The 19,162-nt window shown below is 66.6% G+C and carries 12 protein-coding genes and 1 tRNA gene; 7 read left to right on the forward strand and 6 right to left on the reverse strand.

The annotated features are described in order from the left end of the window. Positions 1–21 precede the first annotated feature (21 nt). Positions 22–7,485 (reverse strand): BTAD domain-containing putative transcriptional regulator, encoded by a 7,464-nt coding sequence (locus tag ACJH71_RS11880; RefSeq protein WP_406758225.1) that lies wholly within the window; start codon positions 7,483–7,485, stop codon positions 22–24. A 144-nt stretch (positions 7,486–7,629) separates the two neighbouring features. Here ACJH71_RS11880 and htpG point away from each other — a divergent pair, with 144 nt between their 5' ends. The 3 genes from htpG (at position 7,630) to ACJH71_RS11895 (ending at position 12,408) form a co-directional block, all read left to right on the forward strand. Further along, a complete protein-coding gene (gene htpG, locus ACJH71_RS11885; RefSeq protein ID WP_406758226.1) occupies positions 7,630–9,573 on the forward strand; it encodes a molecular chaperone HtpG in 1,944 nt (647 codons plus the stop codon). 314 nt (positions 9,574–9,887) lie between these two features. After that, the gene (locus ACJH71_RS11890; RefSeq protein ID WP_406758227.1) at positions 9,888–11,120 is read left to right on the forward strand and encodes a PPE family protein; all 1,233 of its coding nucleotides are present in this window, start codon (positions 9,888–9,890) and stop codon (positions 11,118–11,120) included. Between the two features lie 70 nt (positions 11,121–11,190). Next, complete coding sequence (locus ACJH71_RS11895) at positions 11,191–12,408, forward strand: PPE family protein (protein ID WP_406758228.1); 1,218 nt, start codon at positions 11,191–11,193, stop codon at positions 12,406–12,408. A 46-nt stretch (positions 12,409–12,454) separates the two neighbouring features. Here ACJH71_RS11895 and ACJH71_RS11900 read toward each other — a convergent pair whose 3' ends face one another. Then, on the reverse strand, positions 12,455–13,459 hold the full coding sequence (locus ACJH71_RS11900; protein WP_406758229.1) for a zinc-binding dehydrogenase: 1,005 nt from the start codon (positions 13,457–13,459) through the stop codon (positions 12,455–12,457). Between the two features lie 96 nt (positions 13,460–13,555). Between ACJH71_RS11900 and ACJH71_RS11905 the strand changes: the two genes are divergently transcribed. Further along, positions 13,556–14,374 (forward strand): carboxymuconolactone decarboxylase family protein, encoded by an 819-nt coding sequence (locus tag ACJH71_RS11905; protein ID WP_406758230.1) that lies wholly within the window; start codon positions 13,556–13,558, stop codon positions 14,372–14,374. A gap of 2 nt (positions 14,375–14,376) precedes the next feature. On the opposite strand, the gene ACJH71_RS11910 is transcribed toward ACJH71_RS11905, so the two are convergent. After that, complete coding sequence (locus tag ACJH71_RS11910; RefSeq protein WP_406758231.1) at positions 14,377–15,240, reverse strand: alpha/beta fold hydrolase; 864 nt, start codon at positions 15,238–15,240, stop codon at positions 14,377–14,379. Between the two features lie 114 nt (positions 15,241–15,354). On the opposite strand from ACJH71_RS11910, the gene mddA reads away from it, so the two are divergent. Next, positions 15,355–16,128 (forward strand): methanethiol S-methyltransferase, encoded by a 774-nt coding sequence (gene mddA, locus ACJH71_RS11915; protein ID WP_406758232.1) that lies wholly within the window; start codon positions 15,355–15,357, stop codon positions 16,126–16,128. On the opposite strand, the gene ACJH71_RS11920 is transcribed toward mddA, so the two are convergent. Beyond that, positions 16,076–16,459 (reverse strand): DoxX family protein, encoded by a 384-nt coding sequence (locus tag ACJH71_RS11920; protein WP_406758233.1) that lies wholly within the window; start codon positions 16,457–16,459, stop codon positions 16,076–16,078. The genes mddA and ACJH71_RS11920 overlap by 53 nt on opposite strands. Positions 16,460–16,538: 79 nt before the next feature. On the opposite strand from ACJH71_RS11920, the gene ACJH71_RS11925 reads away from it, so the two are divergent. Next, positions 16,539–17,408, forward strand: coding sequence for a sigma-70 family RNA polymerase sigma factor (locus ACJH71_RS11925; RefSeq protein ID WP_406758234.1), 870 nt, complete (start codon positions 16,539–16,541; stop codon positions 17,406–17,408). 101 nt (positions 17,409–17,509) lie between these two features. Here ACJH71_RS11925 and ACJH71_RS11930 read toward each other — a convergent pair whose 3' ends face one another. Next, positions 17,510–17,662 carry a zinc transporter permease gene (locus ACJH71_RS11930; RefSeq protein ID WP_065040596.1) on the reverse strand — a complete coding sequence of 51 codons (153 nt, stop codon included), beginning with the start codon at positions 17,660–17,662 and terminating at the stop codon, positions 17,510–17,512. 276 nt (positions 17,663–17,938) lie between these two features. On the opposite strand from ACJH71_RS11930, the gene ACJH71_RS11935 reads away from it, so the two are divergent. Then, positions 17,939–18,015, forward strand: a tRNA-Ile gene (locus tag ACJH71_RS11935). A gap of 85 nt (positions 18,016–18,100) precedes the next feature. On the opposite strand, the gene ACJH71_RS11940 is transcribed toward ACJH71_RS11935, so the two are convergent. Then, positions 18,101–18,862 carry a PE-PPE domain-containing protein gene (locus ACJH71_RS11940; protein ID WP_406758235.1) on the reverse strand — a complete coding sequence of 254 codons (762 nt, stop codon included), beginning with the start codon at positions 18,860–18,862 and terminating at the stop codon, positions 18,101–18,103. Positions 18,863–19,162: the final 300 nt, after the last annotated feature.

Below are 19,162 nucleotides of genomic sequence, written 5' to 3' on the forward strand. Positions count from 1 at the left end.
GTTCTCCAACGCCGGTCTCGGTCAACTGAGCTCGTCGAACCGGGCCAGTGCGGCGTGCAGGTCGTCGTGGTCGAACAGTTCGCAACGATCGACCAGGTTGCCGTCGACGGTCAGGACGTTGATATCGCGCCATTCGGCGTCGAATCCGTCTTGTGAAATCCCCTGCGCCACATGGGTGACGACCGCTCCGATGCTGCTGATCCGGTGCACCGCAGCGATGTAGATCCTGGTGTCCGGTGAATCATCCCAGGCAGCTTGCATGTACGGGATCATGTCGCCGGGCGCGAAACCCGCCCCGCGACGGTGGTCAATGCTCACCCAGTCCGGCGTCGTCGCGGCAAGATCGCGCTGGTTGAACCCGGCATAGGCGCCGGTGACCAGCGACCACGTGTTCGCATAGTCGGCCGCTTCGCCGGCGAGGTAACGGGCTTCGAGTTCGGCGAGGGCGGCATCGAGGTCGTCGGGATCGAAGTTCACGGTGTACCGCATCAGCCCGGCGGCGTCGACTTCCATGACGTGCAACATCTCGACGGCGATCGACCGGTCGGGATCACCGCTGTCGCGATAGCAGCCGTAGGTCAGCGAAAGTCGAGATCCGCGAATGGCGATGGGCTCCACCTCCAACCGCCACGTGCTCAGGGCCGTTTCCAACGTGGCGTCGACAACCTTGCGCCGCTCTGAGCCTTCGAGAACATGACGCAGGCCTTTCCGCCGGTCGTCGTACCAGCCATCCACGCTGCCGAGCGCGAAGATCGCATCCCCGTCACGGCGGTTGAATGCCTCGGCAACGCGCGCCCAGTTCCGCGTGGCCGCGTTCTCAAGCGCGGGCCTTGATCGGGTCAGCTCGTCGAACCGGGCGAGCGCGGCGTCGAGGTCGGCTTCGTCGAATACTTCGCAGCGGCTGATCATTCCGCCCTCGACCGTGAAGAGCACGACTTCGCGCCATTCAGCCTCGAATCCCTCCTGCGAGGTTCCGCGCACCACTTGGGTGACGACCGCACCCAAGCCACTGAGCCGATGCACCGCCTCGCTGTAGCACCCGACGTCGGGCGCGAGGTCCCACGTCGCGCGCATATAGGCGGCCAATTCGCCGGGCGCGAACGCCCTCGCGCGACGATGATCGACGTTCTCCCAGTCGAGTTCGGGAAATTCGCGTTGGTTGAATGCGGCATAGCCTGCCGTTATGACCGACCACGTGTGTGCGCAGGCCGCCCCTTCGCCGGCGGCGAAGCGCGCGTCGAGCTCTGCGACCGCGGCGTCGATGTCATCGACGTCGAATATGACGCGCGCCACGACCCGTTCGTTGGCGTCGATTTCGACCACGTCGAGTAGATCATTGCGGAATGCATCGGGTCGGTGGACATCCTCCAAGGCGCGGCCACGCCTCAAGACGAGGCGTTCCCCACGGGTCGCAACGGTGACTGAGGCAAGCGTCACGCCGGCTTCAGCTATTGCTGTAACTTCTGCGACGACGGCGTCTCTGCCATGTCGGAGGCCAGCATTGACCACTCGGCGACGATCCATGGTGGAACAGTCCTCGGCCAAGATCTCTGCGATTGCAGCCCAGTCGCGGGCGGCGAAGTGCACCAGGATGCGCTCGTACACCCGCCCAGCCGCATTGACTAACCGCGTCGGCTGTGGGTACAGCTCTTCAAACCTCGCGAGCGCGGCGTCGAGGTCCGTCTCGTCGAAAAGCTCGCAGCGGTTGACCAGGTCCCCTTCGAAGGTGGCCACAATGACCTCTCGCCATTGGGCGTCGAAGCCCTGGTCCGACGTCCCCCGTGCCGCTTGGGTAAAGACCGCACCGCGTGTGCCCAGTCTGTGCACCGCCTCGATATAGACGTGAAAGCTCTGCGCTTCGTCCCATGAGGTGCGGATGTAGGTAGCCAAGTCGCCGGTCTCGATCGTTGCGATTCGGCGGTGATCGATGTTCACGCAGTCCGACGTCAGGCTGAGCTGTTGCCTGTTGGCTGCGGCATACGTTTGGGTGAGCGCCGACCACGAACGCGCATAGTCTGCCGCCTCGCCGGCGAGGTAGCGGGCGTCGAGCTCGGCGATGGCGGCGTCAAAGTCGTCGGCGTCGAACGAGACGCTCGCCGCCAACCGCCCGTCCGACGTGATCTCGCCGACGTCGAGTTGCTCGGCGAGGAATGCTTCAGGGTCTTGATCCCGGAATGAGAAGACGCTCCTGGTGAGGACGAGTGAGTCCCCACGCGTCGCGACATCGCTCACCTTGACCTCGGTGATGCCAAGCCCGGCGACAACGCGCAAATTTGCGAGGGCCGCAGCCCGACCGCGTCGAATTCCGGCGTTCACGGTACTTCGGCGATCGTCTTGGTAGTAATCGTCAGCCAATAGCTCGGCCATCGCGTCCCAGTTGTGAACGGCAAACTGGGCCAGGAAGCGTTGGGACACCTGACTTGCCGCATTGTGCAATCGACGCGCCTTCTGCGGCCGCAGCGCGTCCAACCGCCCAAGCGCAGTGTCGAGGGCCGCCTCGTCGAACATCTCGCAGCGGCTGATCAGGTCACCATCGACCGTGAGGGTGTCGAGAAGGCGCCACTGTACGTCCACACCGTCTTGCGAAATCCCTTTGGCGACGTGGGTGATCACCGCGCCGTACTCGGTCAGCCGATGTACGGCTTCGACGTAGATGGTGTTCTGCACTGTGTCGACCAGAGCCACGCGGAGGTATGTCATCAAGTCACCTGTTCCGACCGTCGCAAAGGCCCGATTGTCGACGTCGGTGAACTGGGCGTTTGTCGGAGGCAGTTCACCTCGGCTGAGGGCGGCAAAAGCTCTGGTGATCGCCGACCATGTGTCGGCGCAGGCGGCGGCTTCGCCGGCGAGATAACGCGCATCGAGTTCGGCCAGCGCAGCGGTGAAGTCGTCAGGATCGAATACGACACGGGCTAAGCCTCGACCGTCGGCATCGACCTCGACCAGGTCGAGAAATTCGGTGCGAAATCCCTCGTAAAGGTCAGTACACGAAAGACTTAAAACCAGGCGCGCGCCACGGGTTGCGACGACTTCTGAGGTGAACGACTCGACGACGTCGACGAGCCCCGAGATTTCGGTGATGAATGCATCTGGGCCGTGTCGGAGTCCGGAATTCACCGCCCTGCGCCGGTCGTCGGTCGAGATGTCGTCGGCGGCCATCGCGGTTATGGCGCCCCAGTCGTGGGCTGCGAAACACACCTTGAATCGCTCGTACAGTCGGCTGGCTACGTTTTCCAACCTCTGCCAGGACTCGCGTTGTTCCTCGAATCGGCTATGCAGCGCATCGAGTTCGGCGATCGCAGCGTCCATGTCGTCGGTGTCGAACCACACCTGCAGTGCGATTCGCCCGTCTTCATCGATGGCGTAGAGCTGGAGCAGCTCATCGGCGGGTGCCCCCGGCCCCCCGTCGGGAGTGCCAATGCACATTCGGACCAGGGCCAGGCGTGTGCCTCGCACGGCGGTAACGACTCGCTCAACCCGAATGGCTCCGGACTCGAGATCCTGTCTGGTGTGGTGCATCACTTCGCCTACCGTCGTCTCGTCCGGCAGGAAGCCAACGATCTTTCGGCGGCTCTCGATCAAGCCGTCTGGAACAAACATTCGCTCGAACTCGTCCCAAGCCTCGCGTTCAATTGCGGCCATCACGCGTTCACCGGCGCGGACAGCCGGATGGTCATAGTCCATGACCGGCGACTCGGCTGGAGTCGTGGGGGCAGCTGTGACCCGTTGGCCCAGCATCGCGCGGGCCTTGGCGGCAAGTGCCTCAGCGCCTTTCCGCTCGTAGAGCCCCGCCGCTCGCTGCGCGGCGGCCCGCGCCCCGGCCTCATCGCCGGCGGCATTCAACACCGTCGCCAGCGCCAGACACGCATCGCCGTGATCGACCAAGGCGTCGGTGCGCTGCGCCAGGTCGACTGCGGACTCGGCCATCTGCCGCGCCGCGGCATGATCACCTTGGCGTGTCAACAGCAGCGCCAGCAGCGTGCGCCAGGCGATCGACGCCTTCAGTGCGTGTCCCGCGAGACGCTCACTCTCGGTGCACAACTCCTGCGCCTCGGTGTCGCGGCCCAGCGCCAGACAGGTCCGGCCCAGTAGCGCAGCCGTCTCGGCGGTATCGGCGTCCAGCCCCATGCGGCGGAAACCGTGGTAGGCCTGGCGTAGATGCGACTCGGCGCTCTCCGGGTCGTCGCCGACCAACTCGATTATTCCGGCGAACTGCTCCACCTCAAGAAGGGCATGGCGCAGGCCGATCTCGTTGACCGTGCGCCGCGCCGAGTCGATCATGCGCCGCGCGGTGGCGGCGCGGCCGCGAAAGGCCTCCAGGACGGCTTGGCACCGTGTCGATGTCGCCTCGACCGCCGGGGACTCCGTCGTGATGCGCAACAGCCGCACCACGTCAAGACAGCGCCCGCCCGCGCGCGGAACCGGGTTCGGGCCCCACAGTGCCGCCAGGGGCGCTCCCGCCAACACCGCGTTCACCCGACGCTGTTCACGTGCGTGCCGCGCTGCGGTCAGTGCGCTGTCCAACGCGATCTCGCAGTCGCCGATTCGCCCAAGACGCGCAAGGCATCCGGCCCGTACGGTGTGGGCCTTGGCTTCTCCCTCGGCATCGCCCAATCCGGCCAGCGTGTCCGCAGCCGCGCCCAACTCGGCCTCGATCTCATCCAGTCGTTCGGGGTGCACCAGCATCGACAGTTGCCCGTCGAAGCACGTCGCCCACGCCGCCAGCCGAACCGAATCGACTGTCGCTGACTGCAATTGTGAGACAGCGCGGGTGGCCGAAGCCACCTCACCCGCCGCAAGCAGCGCCTCACAGCGCGCGACCAGCAGCTCGGCATTCTGGTCGGCGCGATCGGGCAGCTCGTCGTCGATCTCCTCCAGCGCGTGCAGTGCCTGGTCGTACAAATCGGCGGCGCCTTCGTAGGCGAGGCGCGTCATCGCCTGATCGGCGGCGCGTCGGCAGTACTCGACGGCTTTGGCCGCGTTTCCCGCCCACGCGCATTCGAAATAGTGGTACGCCAGTTCCCCCAGCAACTCGTCGTCTGCGCCGGGGGTGGCTTCCAGAGTGGTGGCGATACGTTGGTGCAGTCGCATGCGTCGCACCGATGCCAACTCGGCGATCAGCGCCTGCCGGACGAGGGCGTGGTTGAACCGGTATCGCCCGCCGGACTCTTCGATGACGATGCCGGCCTTGCAGGCCTCATCGAAGGCGTCGACGAGGTCCTGTTCGACTACCCGTTCGACGAGGTCCACCGCGAAGTGGCTGCCGACCACAGCGGCCGCGGCAAGGGCCTTGTTGGTCTGAACCGGAAGCCGGGAAAGCCTGCGGCTCACGGCTTCACGAATACCCTGCGGCAAGGTGTTGGGATCCCAGACTCCACCACTCTCGTCCACGTGGCGCAGTGCCTCGATCAAGAAGAACGGGTTGCCGCCGGTGACAGACACCAACGCCCGGGCGAGCTGTTCGTCGTCGTATCCGGCGTCGGCGACGTAAGCGGTCACGTCCTCGGCACCCAGGCCGTTGAGGGCAAGTCGATCCGCGGTGCCGTCTCGGTGAAGATCGGCGAGCATTGCCGCCAGGGGATGGGATCGGTCAAGGTCCGTGCTGCGGTACGTCGCGACGATCTGCACCCGGGTGTGGTCGCCGAAGCGCAGCAGATGCCGCAACAGCAATAGCGTCGGCTTGGCCGCCCAGTGCAGATCGTCGAGTATCAGGACGACCGGTGCACTGGCAGAGGCGAGTTCGAGCAGCGCGACGACGGCGTCGAACAGTGCATAGCGTTCGGTGTCGGGGTCGGCGCGGGGCGGCGCGGACAGATCGGGGAGCACCTGGGTCAGACCCGGAATCAGGGGGAGTAGTGCTTCAACGCCGCGCAATCCCCGTAGGCGCTGTGTGCTGATGCAGGGTACGAGCGAACGCAGTGCCTCGGCGAACGGCTGGTAGGGGGCACCGAGGTCCTCATCCGATCGGCCGTACAACACGACGGCGCCGTGCTCGAAGACCTGGTGCGACCATTCGCCGGCCAGGCGCGTCTTGCCCACACCCGGTTCGCCGGCAATCAGCATCGCGTGAATCCCACCGGCGAGCGCAGCCTGCCACGCGGAGCCAAGTCGCTCTAGCTCCAGACCGCGACCCACAAACCGCCCGGGGCCGGTCAGTACCGCGGGGAGGTCGGGCCGCTCGAGAGGTTCATCGACGGTCTCCTCGCGGCGCTCGGCGGTCTGTAGGCGCAGCTCGAAAACATGCTCCGGGCGTGGCAGATTGCGAAGTGCGCGCATCCCGAGGTCGGCGAGACCGACGTCGTTGGGCAGGGTGTCGATGACGAGCTCGGCCGTCGCGCCGGAGCACAGAATCTGGCCGCCGGTTGCCAGCGACCGCAGGCGGGCAGCACGGTTGACCGCACGACCGAAGTAGTCACCGTCGCGCAACTCCACCTCGCCGGTGTGCAGGGCGATCCGGATCCGCATGGGTTCGTGCAGGACCCACGGCTCGTGGAGGATCGCGTCTTGCAGCTCGATAGCCGCCGTGGCCGCCGCTGAGGGCCGGTCGAAGACCGAGAACGTGGCATCGCCTTCGCCACGGGTTTTGATGAGCCGCCCGCCGCGTGAGGTGACGACCTGTTCAACGAGTTCGTCGTGGCGTGCGAGCGCGATTGCCATGGCGTCGGCATCGGCCTCCCACGCGGCGGTCGACCCCTCGATATCGGTGAGCAGAAAGGTCACGGCGCGTGTCACCGAGGCAAGATGCTGGGCCACCGGGTGCTCCAATGCGGAGTCCTGGGCAACGATCGCGGCCGCGAGCCGCCGAAGCTCCGGCCCGGGATCAACGCCGAGCTCGTCGGCGAGCAACGACCGGGCTCGTTGATACGCGCCCAGGGCTTCGCCCTGTCGACCGGCGCGGTAGAGGGCGAGCATCAGCTGTGCCCATCGCCGCTCGCGCAACGGTCCATCGGCCACCGCGGCTTCCAGTTCACCGATGATCTCCGCGGCCCGTCCCGTCGCGAGCAGCGCGTCGGCGCGGTCCTCGACCAGGGCGGCGTGCCCCTCGATCCAGCGTGTCTTCTCCGAAACACCCCGGCGGGAATCGGGCAGTTCGGGGGTTCCGCGCCAGAGGTTCAGCGCCTCCTCGAAGCGGACCACCGCTTGGCTGGTATCGCCGGCTGCTGCGGCCTCTCGCCCTGTCTTGGTGGCCAGCTTGTACCGCGGGGCATCCACCTCGGCCGTGTTGAGGATCCAGCCCATTCCCTCGGTGAGAACGAAGCCGTCGCCCAACGCCCGACGCAACGAGGAGATGTGAGTCTGCAGCGCCTTGGCCGCCGTGCGGGGCGGTTCGTCACCCCAGATCAGATCGATCAGCGTTTCGGCCGACACGACAGAACCGCCGTGCAGACCGAGCATCGTGAGGATCGCACGCGGTTTGGCGCCCGGGATGGTGACCGAGGCGCCGTCGTGCCGGGCCTGGAGAGGTCCCAAAACCCCCAGCTCCACGGCTTGAATGGTAGTCACCTGGCAATCGTCGGTGGGGCGATTCAACGCACGGTCAAGATCCGGTAAAGGCGCGATCGGCCCCTGTCGGGGCCGGTCGTGACGCGCCCTCGGGGGACAACGAGGCCGCGGGTAAATTTGGCGCCTATGAGCGCACGTGTGGAGCAACTGGAGTTTCAGGCTGAGGCCCGGCAGCTACTGGATTTGATGGTCCACTCGGTCTATTCCAACAAGGACGCGTTCCTGCGGGAGCTCATCTCCAACGCCTCGGACGCACTGGACAAGCTGCGGCTTGAGGCGTTCCGCAACAAGGAGCTCGAGGCCGACACCTCCGACCTGCACATCGAGATCGAGGTGGACACGACCCTCCGCACCCTGACGGTTCGCGACAACGGCATCGGCATGGCGCGTGATGAGGTGGTGGACCTGATCGGCACCCTGGCCCGCTCCGGCACCGCCGAACTGCGTCAGCAGCTGCGAGACGCGCAGAATGCCAAAGACTCCGAAGAGCTGATCGGCCAGTTCGGGATCGGCTTCTACTCGGTGTTCATGGTCGCCGACAAGGTCGAGATGGTCACCCACAAGGCCGGCCAGAGCGAAGCCATCCGGTGGGAATCCAGTGGTGATGGCACCTACACCATCGAACCCGTCGACGATGCACCGCAGGGCACGTCGATCACCTTGCACCTCAAGCCCGAAGACGCCGAAGACGCGCTGCACGACTACACGGCGGAGTGGACGATCCGGGGCCTGGTCAAGAAGTACTCCGACTTCATCGCCTGGCCGATCCGTATGCAGATCGAGCGCCGGGTACCCGCCGACCCGGAAGGCGAGGCGGGGGGCGAAGAGACGGTCACGGTGGAGACCGCGACACTGAACTCGATGCAGGCGCTGTGGGCGCGCCCCAAAGACGAAGTCTCGCCAGAGGAATACAGCGAGTTCTACAAGCACATCGCGCACGCCTGGGACGACCCGCTCGAGGTCATCGCGATGAAGGCCGAAGGCACCTTCGAATACCAGGCGCTGCTGTTCATCCCGTCGCACGCCCCGTTCGACCTGTTCAACCGGGACGCCCAGGTCGGCGTGCAGCTCTATGTCAAACGCGTGTTCATCATGGGCGACTGCGACCAGCTGATGCCCGAGTACCTGCGCTTCGTCAAGGGTGTCGTCGACGCGGCGGACATGTCGCTCAATGTCTCCCGAGAGATCCTGCAGCAGGACCGGCAGATCAATGCGATTCGGCGGCGGTTGACCAAGAAGGTGCTGTCGACCATCAAGGAGCTGCAGTCGCAGCGGCCCGAGGACTACCGCACCTTCTGGACTGAGTTCGGTCGCGTGGTCAAGGAGGGGCTGCTCTCCGACTTCGACAATCAAGAGGCACTGCTTGCGATCAGCTCGTTCGGCTCGACCCACAGCGACTCCGAGCCGACCACGCTGGCCGAGTATGTCGAGCGCATGAAAGAGGGTCAGGAGCAGATCTTCTACGCCACCGGCGAATCCCGTCAGCAACTGCTGCGCTCGCCGCACCTGGAGGCGTTCAAGGCCAAGGGCTACGAGGTGCTGCTGCTCACCGACCCGGTCGACGAGGTGTGGGTGAACGCCGTCGCCGAGTTCGACGGGAAGCCGCTGCAGTCGACGGCCAAGGGCGAAGTGGATCTGGACTCCGAGGAGGAAAAGACCGCGCACGAGGAGCAGCGCAAGGAGCAGGAAAAGGATTTCGCCGAGCTGATCTCCTGGCTGGAGCAGACGCTGACCGAGCACGTCAAAGAGGTGCGGCTGTCCACCCGGCTCACCGAGTCGCCGGCGTGCCTGATCACCGACACCTTCGAGATGACCCCGGCGTTGGCGCGCATCTACCGCGCCAACGGCCAGGAGGTTCCGGTCGGCAAGCGCATCCTCGAGCTCAACCCGGGCCATCCGCTGGTCACCGGACTGCGGCAAGCGCACGACGCGCGAGGTGGCGAGGACGCCGACTTGGCCGAGACCGCGGAACTGCTCTACGGCACGGCGCTGTTGGCCGAGGGCGGGGCGCTGGAGGATCCGGCGCGTTTCGCCGAGCTGCTGGCGCACCGGTTGGCACGTACGGTCTGAGCTGGGCCGGCCGGTGCGGCTGGCGTCTTTCATCAGGCGCACCTTTTTCATACAGGTCGCCTCCCCCCGTGATTGGGTGTCAGCTCCGATAGCGCACGGCGAGTTCGCCGATGAAGCTGGAAGCAGGTGGAAGCAGATTTCCACCGGGCCGGAGTCATTGTCGGGAACGCACTTCCCGTGATCGGCGGCGACGTCGCCACACAATCAGGTCCGGTTGAACCAGCGTTGGTCGATCAGCTCCATGAACTCCAGACGCGGGGTGAGTCCGGCACCGCTGGTCGCCGATAGAACGGCAACTAGAGGGGATATGTGCGGTGTTGGATTTTGGAACGTCTCCGCCCGAGATCACCTCGGCAAAAATCTATGCCGGCCCCGGATCGGGACCACTGTTGGCCGCAGCAGCGGCTTACGATGCACTCGCTGCCCAACTGAATTCATTTGCTACCGGCTATTTCTCGGTGATCGCGGATCTGCAGGGCGAGAGTTGGGCCGGCAACGCATCTGCGGCGATGGCCGCCGCGGCAACGCCTTACGCCGAATGGGCGACGGTAACCGCAAGCCAGATTGAACGGGCCGCCGGCCAGGCGCGCGCGGCGGCGGCCAGCTACGAGAACGCGCGTATCGCGACAGTGCCGCCGGCGGTGGTGACAGCCAACCGTGCCCGGCTCGCGAGCCTGGCTGCGGCCAATGTCATCGGACAGAACACGCCCCAGATCGCGGTCACCGAGTTCGAGTACGCCGAGATGTGGGCCCAAGACACCCTCGCTATGTTCGGCTACGCGTCTGAGACGGCGACGGCGACGCAGTTGCCGTCGTTTCAACCGCCACCGCCGACAACCAACCCGGCAGGTGGTGTGGCCCAGGCCGCCGCGGTGGCCGGTTCGGCGGGGGCTACCGGCGCGTCGAACTCGCAGACTTTCCTGTCGCAGCTGCTTACGGCCCTGCCGCAACAGCTCGGCGGCCTGGCCACAGGCCAAGCCGCGGCGCTGCCCGCACAGGCAGACCCGTTGCTGCCGCTGGAACTGATCGAGGCGGCAAACATCCTGCTGGGGCCGACCTCTTTCGGCTTACAGACTGCGCGAACGGTCTCGGCGATCGGCTCGTTTGCGTTGGCCGGGAACGCCTTCCTGCTGACCCATGGTGGCGCCGGCATCGGAGCGGCCGGTGCGACCGGTCCGGTCCTGGCCAATGCCGAAGCGCCGGTAGCCGAGTCGGGTGGTGCTGCCGACGGTCACAACGCGGTGCTTGCCCGTATGGGTGGCGACGTGGCACCGGTGGGACAGCTGTCGGTGCCGCCGGCGTGGGCGGATGCCACCCCGGTAGCGTCCGCTACCGAAGACCCGGTGTGGCTAACGGAAGCAGAGCTTGACGGTGCGTCCCCGTGGCAGGGCAGCGCGGAAGCGGATATGCCCGGCGCTTCACCGGCAGTGGGCATGGGGCCGATGGCGGCAATGGTGGGTGGAGGATTGGGGCGCCAATCGGTCGCTGGCGCCCTGCGTGTCGAGCCCAGTCCGTTCAAGATGCCCCGTCCGTCCTGCGGTGGCTAACTCATGCGCGCCCATTTGGTGAACTACCACCCAGGGTTTCGGGCCCCTCGCCGAACTAACCGGGCAGTTGATGTTTGATTTCGGCGCACTGCCCCCCGAGATCAATTCGACCAGGATGTATGCCGGTCCGGGATCGGGGCCGATGATGGCGGCGGCCGCGGCGTGGGACGACATTGTCAGGCAACTGGAGTCGGTCGCAACCGGTTACTCCGCCACGATCTCGAGTCTGCAGGGCCAGCGCTGGTCGGGTCCTGCCTCCGACGCCATGGCGGCGGCCGCCACCCGATACATGGCGTGGGCCACGGCAACCGCGGCGCAGGCCGAACAGACCGCCGCCCAGATCCGGGCGGTGGCGGGCGCCTACGAGACGGCGTTCGCCGCGACGGTGCCACCAGTGGCGGTGGCGGCCAATCGCACCCAGTTGGCGATGCTGGTGGCCACGAACTTCTTCGGGCAGAACGTGCCGGCGATCGCGGCCACCGAGGCCGTCTACGCCGAGATGTGGGCTCAAGACGCCACCGCGATGTATGGCTATGCCGGAGCCTCGGCGCAGGCACGGATGCTGGCATCGTTTCCCCGGCCGCCGGAGACCACCGACGTCGGCGGGCAATCCGCCCAGCAGGCCGCGGCGGCGCGCGCCGTCGCCGACGTCGTCGCCGGGGATACGCAAGTGCTTCTGGCAGAGCTGCTTTCGGGTGCGTCAGAACAGCCACACATTCTCACCACGGCATCGGCGCAGCCATCACAAGTGGGCTTTGCCCAGGCCACACCACCACCGGCATCGTTGCCGATAGTCGATCAGGTGGCGGCTTTCGGCCCCACCATGGGCGTATTGGGCGTCGCTCAGCAGGTGGTGTTCACAACCGGATCGCAGGGCGTCTTCGGTATGGCGATTCTGAACGCGCAGGCAAAGGCGGCCGCCGGCGCCGCGCTGGCCACCCCGGTCGTCACGGTCGATGCGCACGGCACCGCCCTGACCGGTGTGCCCGCCGCGGTGCTGGCGGGTGCGGGAAAGGCGGCGCCGGTCGGAAAGTTGTCGGTGCCGCAGAACTGGTTGACGGCAACGCCGACGGCAGGCGTCGGCGATGCGGCCGTCAAGTCGCCGCGATCGGCGGCCGTGGGCGCAGCCTCGGCGGAAGCGGCCAACGCGGCGAGGCCTGCGGTGGGCCACCCTCCGACCGCGGTCATGGGACCGATGGACAGGCTGGCGCCCCGCCGTGGCGGTACCCCGGTTTTTCGCATGCGGGACCGCCGATTTCGGATGCCCCGGCCGCCCGGGGCCGGATGAATCCGGCGTGCGCGTTGGCGGGAATCCACCGCCCCGCACGCGCGGATCAGGGCACCAGCACCACTTTGCCGACGTTCTCCCGCGCGGCCAGAATGCGGTGGGCCTCCGGGGCATTCGCGAACGGCACCGCCGCATGCACCACCGGGGCCGCGGTCCCGTCTGCCAGCGCCTCGGACAGCGGGGCGATCCAGGGTCCGAGCGTGCCGCGGTCGTCCCACAGCCGCAGCATGTTCAGGCCGATCACGGTCTTGGACTGCTCCATCTGCGTGATCAGACTGAAGCCGCGCAGCATCGCCAACGCCTGCGGGGCCGCCCGCAGCAGCGACCGCTTCTCACCCTGCTGCAGTGACGAGAGACCGTAGGCGACCAGGCGTCCGCCGGGACGCAGCAGTTTCAGCGAGCGCCGCAGCGAGGTGCCGCCGAGCCCGTCGAGCACCATGTCGTACGGCGGCAGGCCAGCCCACCAGCCCTTGCGGCGGTAGTCGATTGCCCGGTCGATGCCCAACGCCTCCAGCTGGGCGTGTTTGCCCGGCGACGCGGTGCCGTGCACGACGGCCCCGGCGGCCTTGGCCAGCTGGATCGCCGCGATGCCGACGCCGCCGGCCGCGGCGTGCACCAACACCCGCTCGCCGGCCTGCAGCGACCCGTAACCGTGCAGCGCCGCCCAGGCCGTCGCGTAGTTCACCGGGATGGCGGCGCCTTCCTCGAAGCTCATCGACGCCGGCAGCACGACAGTGTCGGCGGCGTTGGCGTTGACGATCTCGGCGTAGCCGCCGAATCGGGTGCCGGCCAGCACCCGCTCGCCGACCCGGGCCGGGTCGACACCGTCACCGACCGCCTCGATGGTCCCGGCCACCTCGTAACCGACCACGGCGGGCAGCTTCGGCGCATCGGGATACAGGCCGACTCGGGCCAGGTGGTCGGCGAAGTTCACCCCCGCCGCACGCACCCCGATCCGCACCTGGCCGCTGGCGGGCGGCGGCGGGTCGGGTTGGTCCTGCACCTGCAGCACCGATGGGGGACCGGTTTTGGTGATCATGACGACACGCATGGGTTTCAGCCTATGGCGGCAGTGTCCATAATCGGTGGTTTAGCGAGCCTCGACGAAGGAGAGGCGAAGCTGGAGCCGCCGCATAAACTCGGTGGGATGGACGTTCTCGGTGAGCTGAATCGATTGGTGGCGTGCTCGGGTGGCCGGCTGGGCGCCGTGGTCCGCGGCGTGTGCGGCCCGACGCTGGGCCTACCGCCGCTACCAGCCGAGGTGAGCGCCGATGCATCCGGTGTCGATCCTGTGGTAACCGAATTCGCCGAACAGTTCAGTGTCGACGTCTCAATGATCACCGACGACCAGCGAGTGCGACTGCGGGAGGCGCTGGGGGACAAGGCCTTTGATGCTGTAGTCCAGATGTACATCGGCGACTTCGTACCGCGGGTGCGCGCCGGCCTCGATGCGGTCGGTGTCGTGGTGTCCTGGCCCGACCCCATCGCGTGGGATCACACCGGCCACCCGGCCGATGTGCTGTTCAACGGGTTCATGCCCGCCGTCGCCCGACTACGATCCCTGGATCCGGTGACCTCCGAGGTGGTGCGGCTGCGCGGTGCGGCCCAGCACAACTGCCGGCTGTGCAAGTCGCTGCGCGAGACGACCGCCCTGGACGCCGGCGGGTCCGAGTCGCTCTATGACGACATCGAGCACTTCGAGAAGTCACGGCTGCTCAGCTCGGCGCAGCAGGCGGCGCTGCGCTACGTCGACGCGCTGGTCTGGACACCGGCCCACATCGATCCCGGGGTGGCCGCCGGGGTGCGCCGGCACTTCACCGATCGGCAGGCCGTCGAACTGACGCTGGACGTGATGCGCAACGCCGGCAACAAGATCGCGGTGGCGCTGGCCGCCGACGCGCCGCGGGTCGCCGAGGGCACCGAGCGCTATCTGCTGGACGCCGACGGCCAGACCGTGTTCGGCTGAGCTCAGGCGGAGTGGCGGGCCAGAAAGCCCAGGATGGCATCGGCGAAGATGTCGTTGCGGTCCCCGGCGACCATGTGACCGGCCCCGGCGACATCGACGAACTCCACCTGCGGGAATCGGGCTAAGAACTCTTCGGCGTTGGTGGCGCTGACCAGGTCGCTGAGCTGGCCGCGTACCAGCAGCATCGGCACCCCGCCGTCGAGGATGGTCTGTACCGCGGCGTTGAGCCGCTCGACATCGTGGATCTCCATCGGGCCCTGGTGCTCGGGGCCGCTGATGAACTGCGGGTCCCAATGCCAGTACCAGCGATCGCCGCGCCGTCGCAGGTTGGTGGTGAGCCCGCCCAGGTCGGTGGGGCGGGGTCGGTGCGGGTTGTAGGCGGCGATCGCGTCGGCGACCTCATCGAGGGAGTCGAAGCCGGACTCCATGTTCTCGGCCATGAACGCCTGCACCCGCTGCGCACCTGAGGCATCCATGTTGGGCACGATGTCGACCAGCACCACCGCACTGGCCGCCCCCGGCGCCAGTTCGCCGCCGAGCAGCATGGCGGTGCACCCGCCCAGCGAGGCACCGACCAGTACCGGGTCCGGCGGCAGGGTGCGCAGCACCTGGTGAACATCGGCGGCGAAGCTGACCAACCGGTAATCGCCCTCGCTGGCCCAATCCGACTCGCCGTGGCCGCGCAGATCGACGGTGACCGCTTGCCAGCCGCGTTCGGCAACCGCCGCGGCGGCCCGGCCCCAGGACCGGCGGGTCTGCCCGCCGCCATGCAGGAACACCACTGCGCGAGCGTTGGGGTCACCGTGCCGGTCGGCGATGATCCGGACATCGCCGGGTGCGTGGGTGACGAAGGTTTCCGCGGTCATCTTGGGATAGTAAGCCGACCTTGATAATGCTCGATCACTTGCCCGACGAAACCTGTGGTGACCTGCGGGTTCGAGGGACTACGATGGCGGAGTCGGCAATTGGGGGAGGGCGCCATGGCCCGTTATCTCGCCCTGGTCTACGGGGCACTCAACTATCTCGCTTTCCTCGCGGTTTTCCTGTACCTGGTCGGCTTCGTCGGCAACTTCGTCGTGCCGCGCAGCGTCGATCACGGTCCGCCCGCACCAATCGGGTTGGCGATCGTCATCGATGTCGCGCTGGTGGCACTTTTCGCGGTGCAGCACAGCGTGATGGCGCGCCCGGCGTTCAAGCGGTGGTTGACCCGCGTGGTGCCCGAGAGCATCGAGCGCAGCACCTACGTTCTGGCATCGAATCTGGTTCTGGCCCTGCTGTATTGGCAGTGGCGGCCAATCCCGACGACCATCTGGAACCTCACGGTGCCCGCGGAGCGGACGGTGCTGTGGGGACTGTTCTGGATCGGTTGGGCCATTGCCCTGGCGTCGACGTTCATGATCAGCCACGTAGACCTGTTCGGGCTGCGTCAGGTATATCTCGCATGGCGGGCGCAGCCGTACTCCCATATCGGCTTTCACGCCAGGGCGCTCTACCGGGTGGTGCGGCACCCGCTGATGGTGGGATTCGTGATCGCGTTCTGGGCCACGCCCACCATGACCGCCGGCCACCTGTTGTTCGCGGTCGCGGCCACCGGCTACATCCTGGTGGCGGTGCGGCTCGAGGAGCGCGACCTGATCGCTGCTCTGGGCGACGAGTACCGGCAATATCGCCGCCAGGTCCCGTCGCTCGTGCCGGGTGGGTTCAGGCGAACGGATGCAGGGCCAATCGGCCCCACGCCAGGAATGCGAACATAGCGATAAAGACGACGTCGCCGGCCATGTAGGCCCATTCGCTGCGGCGGAATCGGGTGGTGGCGGCCCCGGCCATGAACAGCATCAGACCGGTGGCGGCGATCGGCACGAGCAGCGGTGCCACACCGGCTGCGGCCGGGAGGACCAGGCCGGTCGCGCCCAGCAGCTTGATCGTGCCAATGGTTCGCAGGTGGCCGTCGCCGAAATCGTCGACCCAGTGCTGGTTGGCGCCCAGTGCCCGGTATTTGGCCCGGGGCAGCAGGAGCAGGGTGGCGCCACCGATGGCATACGCGGTCGCGGCGACGCCGGCGATGATCCACAGGGTGGTGTTCATGGCGGACTCCTTCGTGGTTACCTCGGTTGGGTGGGGTTCGTCATTACCTATGACGGACCGCCACCACGAGAGGTAACCGATGACCACCGAGACGCAGCTGGCAGAGATATTCGAGCGGCAGCGCCATCGTCTGTTGGCGTTGGCGTATCGGGTGTTGGGCTCGGGGTCCGACGCCGAAGATGCCGTCCAGGAGGCGTGGCTCCGGCTGTCCCGTCAGGACGTTGATGCGATCGACAACCTGCCGGGGTGGTTGACGACGGTGATCAGCCGCATCTGCATCGACATCCTGCGTTCGCGTACCGCCCGGCCTGAAGTCTCGATCGATCAGGACCTGCCCGAGCTCGTCGTGACCGTCGACCACGACACCCCCGAAGACGCTGCGGTGCTGTCGGATTCGATCGGGCTGGCGCTGCTGGTCGTGCTGGGGGCGCTGCGCCCCGAGGAACGGCTCGCGTTCGTGCTGCACGACATGTTCGCCGTGCCCTTCGCCGAGATCGGGCCGATCGTGGGGAAGTCGGCTGATGCCGCCAAGATGCTGGCCAGCCGGGCACGCCGCAAAGTCCAGGACGTACCCACCCCAGCAGGGGATCGGCGTGCGCAGCGCGAGGTCGTCGATGCTTTCCTGGCCGCCGCGCAGGGCGGTGACTTCGAGGCTCTGCTGCAGGTACTCGACCCCGAGGTCACCTGGCGTCAGCACACGGCCCGCGGGGTGAGCGTGACGACCGGATCCAGTGCGGTGGTAGAGGCGGTCCGTCGAGGTCAGGGGGCGCGCATCACGGCGCGCCGTGTCCTGATCAACGGCGAGCCCGGAATCTTGGGTTGGGGCCCGACCGGCCGGCCGCTGGCCCTGATGGCATGCACGGTGCGAAACGGCCGGCTGGCCGGCATCGTGTCGATCGCGGACCCGGTTCGCTTGGCCGGTATGGAGCTGCCCGATCCGCCGAAATGAGCCGGCCAGCGGCAATTAGCCGGCGTTCCTCACATGCCGATGGGGAAGGCCTCGCTGTTGCGGAGCCTTCCCCATCGGTTGCCTGCGGTGCCGGTCGGTGATCAGTGCTCGTCGTAGTGATCACCGTGAGCGGCGTGACGATGGCCGTCGTGGAGGTAGTCCACGTGGTCGCCGTGCTGAACTGCCTCGTGGCCGCAGTCGGGTCCGTGAGTGTGTTCGGTGTGGGAGTGGGTCTGGTGCTCTGTCGTGTTCATGGCAGCGACGATACCCAAAACATGCACACATTGCAATATAAAGATGATTTGGTGTGCCATAGGTGCGTGATCTGGCGGATGAGTTCGGCGGTTCCCCGCCCGGGGATCTGCCAGATGCTCTGGCCGGGAAGTCAATCGCTATCGACGACCGGCGGGCGCCCGACAGCGGATGCGTGTCGTCGGCCGCTACGTCGTGACGGCGTTGATCGGGGGCGGCGGCGCATACAGGCGCTGCTGCGCGGCATGGCACGATAGTTCCCGCGCGCATGCGTATCAGGGGCGGTAGCTCAGTTGGTTAGAGCCGTGGACTCATAATCCATTGGTCGCGGGTTCGAGCCCCGCCCGCCCTACCACGTTCTTGGTCTGCCGTGGGGTGGCACTGAGGCATTCCGGGCGGAGTTGAGCCGAGCGCCGCCCGGCTCAACTCCTACCTGGAGCTCACACGGCAAAGAACGAGTTGAACAGCGCTTGGATCAGTTCACCGGTGTCGAGCGTGGGAATATCGTTGAACGTGGTCATCCCATCGACAACCGATGTGGCCGAGTCGATTTGGTCTGGTGTCAGCCCGAGGTAGACCTGATGGAGCGCCAACCCGTAGAACAGATCCTGCCAACTTGTGTTCCCGAACAGCAGGTCCCACCAGCTCTTGCCCAAGTTGTCCGCGAAGACGTCGCCTTGGATGTTGAACACTTCGGTGGGGTACAGGTCGGTGGGGACGGCGGCGGGGTTGGCGCCGAGCATCACGAAACGCAAAGCGTCGGTGGGGACGCCGGCATCAGAGAGCTGCTCCTGGGCGTAGGAGGCGATGAGGCTGCTCTGGGAGTAGGTGAAAATGGTCAGCGGGTCGCTGCACACGCCCGAGGCGTCACAGCCCATCTCGCCGGCGTTGTAGTCGGCCAGGATCGCGTCGACGAGGATGGCTTGCCCCTGCGGGACGCTCTCGAGGAAGTCCCAGCTGTTGGGCATGCTCAGCGCCACGGAAGACTCGACGGTGCCGCCGTAACCCAGCGGACCGAGGTACAGGTCGATCCCGTTGCTGATGTAGTTGGCGGTCGGTGTCGCGATCCCGGTTGGGCCCAGGACCAACGCGTCGGTTGAGCCGTAGAGGAAGTCGTATTGGTTGTCGTTGGCGGCGTTGGCCGCACCGGCGAACGCCAACGCGGCGCCACATAGTGCGACGCCGAAGATGATTTGCTTCATCGAACCCCCTTGTTCGGAGCGGTCACTGGTGGTGTCGCCAAGGTGTTTGCACGGCAAGCGATTACGTTGCCCGACATGCCCCCAGCAGATGTCGGACCGTACGCTGTGCCGCCAGTTGGCAACTGACAGGATTGTTGCAACTGGCGTCAATTTTCGTCTTCGGATTTGAAAGATTCGCTGAATCAAATACTCAACCTCCGGCCCGGTGATGTGCTAAAGGAGGCGGCGGGCCGGCATAAGAAGACTTAGGTCCGCTCTTGAGGACTCAGTCAAGCGATGGCCGGCGCTACGGATTCGCTC

This window comes from Mycobacterium sp. SMC-15 (genome assembly GCF_045310925.1).
Taxonomy (GTDB): domain Bacteria; phylum Actinomycetota; class Actinomycetes; order Mycobacteriales; family Mycobacteriaceae; genus Mycobacterium.